The following is a 3,314-nucleotide window of genomic DNA, read 5'->3' on the forward strand; positions in this document are numbered from 1 at the left end:
AGCCACGATTCCATTCTCGATTTGCTACTTCGTTTTATTGACCGGCTGGCGGGGACGCCACGCCGGGGCGACTTACGAGGGGTAATTACTGCTATTATTATTACTAATTTAAAATACTTCCCTTCTTGAACGCCGTGGCGTGGCCTCCTGGCCAGCCACGATTCCATTCTCGATTTGCTACTTCGTTTTATTGACCGGCTGGCGGGGACGCCACGCCGGGGCGACTTACGAGGGGTAATTACTGCTATTATTATTACTAATTTAAAATACTTCCCTTCTTGAACGCCGTGGCGTGGCCTCCTGGCCAGCCACGATTCCATTCTCGATTTGCTACTTCGTTTTATTGACCGGCTGGCGGGGACGCCACGCCGGGGCGACTTACGAGGGGTAATTACTGCTATTATTATTACTAATTTAAAATACTTCCCTTCTTGAACGCCGTGGCGTGGCCTCCTGGCCAGCCACGATTCCATTCTCGATTTGCTACTTCGTTTTATTGACCGGCTGGCGGGGACGCCACGCCGGGGCGACTTACGAGGGGTAATTACTGCTATTATTATTACTAATTTAAAATACTTCCCTTCTTGAACGCCGTGGCGTGGCCTCCTGGCCAGCCACGATTCCATTCTCGATTTGCTACTTCGTTTTATTGACCGGCTGGCGGGGACGCCACGCCGGGGCGACTTACGAGGGGTAATTACTGCTATTATTATTACTAATTTAAAATACTTCCCTTCTTGAACGCCGTGGCGTGGCCTCCTGGCCAGCCACGATTCCATTCTCGATTTGCTACTTCGTTTTATTGACCGGCTGGCGGGGACGCCACGCCGGGGCGACTTACGAGGGGTAATTACTGCTATTATTATTACTAATTTAAAATACTTCCCTTCTTGAACGCCGTGGCGTGGCCTCCTGGCCAGCCACGATTCCATTCTCGATTTGCTACTTCGTTTTATTGACCGGCTGGCGGGGACGCCACGCCGGGGCGACTTACGAGGGGTAATTACTGCTATTATTATTACTAATTTAAAATACTTCCCTTCTTGAACGCCGTGGCGTGGCCTCCTGGCCAGCCACGATTCCATTCTCGATTTGCTACTTCGTTTTATTGACCGGCTGGCGGGGACGCCACGCCGGGGCGACTTACGAGGGGTAATTACTGCTATTATTATTACTAATTTAAAATACTTCCCTTCTTGAACGCCGTGGCGTGGCCTCCTGGCCAGCCACGATTCCATTCTCGATTTGCTACTTCGTTTTATTGACCGGCTGGCGGGGACGCCACGCCGGGGCGACTTACGAGGGGTAATTACTGCTATTATTATTACTAATTTAAAATACTTCCCTTCTTGAACGCCGTGGCGTGGCCTCCTGGCCAGCCACGATTCCATTCTCGATTTGCTACTTCGTTTTATTGACCGGCTGGCGGGGACGCCACGCCGGGGCGACTTACGAGGGGTAATTACTGCTATTATTATTACTAATTTAAAATACTTCCCTTCTTGAACGCCGTGGCGTGGCCTCCTGGCCAGCCACGATTCCATTCTCGATTTGCTACTTCGTTTTATTGACCGGCTGGCGGGGACGCCATGCCGGGGCGACTCAATAAATGAAGGATTACAATGTAACTAACCTGAAATACGTCCCTCCCCGAACGCCGTGGCATAGCGTCCCCGCCAGCCACGAGCACAAAATAAAATGGTTATTTTCTTCCAATCCGCTGTTGTTTTTCCCATGGTTAAAAAACAATCCGTTTATACTTTAGCCAATGACTATTTTATATCCCGAAGCGTGGCCCCAATTCTTCACCGCAACCGCATACAATTGGCTTCCTCTATTCGAAAAGGATGAAGCTAAAAATATATTAATTGAAAGTTTACAACACTTTACAAGATCCCGTAAAGTAATTATCAACGGTTTTGTTATCATGTCGAATCACCTTCATCTTATCTGGCAGGCGATGCATGGACATACTATTGAAAAAATTGAGCAAAGTTTTCTCAGCTTTACAGCACATCAGCTTAAAAAATATTTGATAAAAAATGATCCGCAGTTGTTGGAGCAATTTCGCGTAAATGCGGAAGACAGGATGTATCAATTCTGGAAACGGCGATCATTGGGAATTGAACTTTTTACGCCTGCGGTTTTTCAACAGAAGCTGGATTATATTCATAGCAATCCGGTGAAGGCTGGGTTATGTAAATATCCCGAAGAGTATTGTTATTCTTCGGCGAGATTTTATTATGATGGAACGGATTGTTTTGATATGTTGAATAAGTACTGAAATTGACTATCTAACTTCCCTTCGCCGTGGCGTGGCCTCCCGGCCAGCCACGATGCTTCTCTTTAGCTTGTGGGTTTTCAAATGTCGACCTGCTGGCGGGACGCCACGCCGGGGCGTTGTAATGGTTGAGCGTATGGCAACCAACTACAGCGAAAATAGCTGCGGATCAAGGCGAAGAGAAGTAATGCTTTTACAACCTAACCACATTAGCCAACTTCCCGCCTCGAACGCCGGGGCGTGGCCTCCCGGCCAGCCACGATTCCAGTTGATCGATATTTCATTAATGTTGACCGGCTGGCGAGGACGCCATGCCGGGGCGTTGTGATGGCCGAATATTTTACTGCAATAACAGCGGGTTATCCAAACTGAATTTCGCTTGGTATTTAACGAACGTTCATTATTTGTAAATTCTTCGCGACCACCTCCACTAGTCTTAGACATATTGCCATCGCTTTAGCATCACCTAAGTCATCTGGCTGCTCAAGTAGTTTTTCAAATTCATGCGCAATCCCAACTTTCGATATTGGTACTTTTTTATCTAGTTCTTTTCCTTCTGGGTCTGTATAAAACTTTAAAATCTCAGCAGCCACCAATACTGAACGCTTATTTCCTTCACCGATTTCAATTTGTACAAATCCAACGTCCGCCTTTTTTAACGCAATACTTTTTTCATTTAACAAAAATTGCAGATAATTGTTGACGGCTGCCACATACACATCTTTCGGTAATAGATCTTCAATCGCTATCGCATCACTATTTATATCAGTTATAGTTCCAACATTCAGCATATATTTGTTGTTAACTACTTTTTCTTTTGCCCGTATTCTATTCAAGGCGTTGCTGTCGTCATTGTCCACCAATACAAACATTGGTCTGTTTTCGTCTACCAAAATCTGTACCATCGCAGGCATATTCGACAATGATCCAGAATCAATTATTGACAAAAGATCTGTGTTGAGCGAGATTTCTCCCTTCTGCATAAAATAATTTAGAAGTACCGAAAAATATATTCTGTCCTCAGGGCCCTCCA

2 protein-coding genes are annotated in these 3,314 nt (G+C 46.1%); one reads left to right on the forward strand and one right to left on the reverse strand.

Features of this window, described 5'->3' with window-relative positions; all coding sequences use genetic code 11:
* The first annotated feature begins 1,768 nt into the window (after positions 1 to 1,768).
* Entirely contained in the window at positions 1,769 to 2,284 is a 516-nt protein-coding gene (locus EGI32_RS10725; RefSeq protein WP_255155388.1) for a transposase, read from the forward strand.
* A gap of 383 nt (positions 2,285 to 2,667) precedes the next feature.
* Here EGI32_RS10725 and EGI32_RS10730 read toward each other — a convergent pair.
* A partial coding sequence (locus tag EGI32_RS10730) for a hypothetical protein (RefSeq protein ID WP_255155389.1) occupies positions 2,668 to 3,314 on the reverse strand: 647 nt, incomplete at its 5' end.

The sequence above is a fragment of the Ferruginibacter sp. HRS2-29 genome (assembly GCF_024343615.1).
GTDB lineage: Bacteria > Bacteroidota > Bacteroidia > Chitinophagales > Chitinophagaceae > Ferruginibacter.

Coding starts and splice junctions, on each gene's coding strand:
- EGI32_RS10725 (WP_255155388.1), top strand. CDS start 1,769: ATGACTATTTTATATCCCGAAGCGTGGCCCCAATTCTTCACCGCAACC.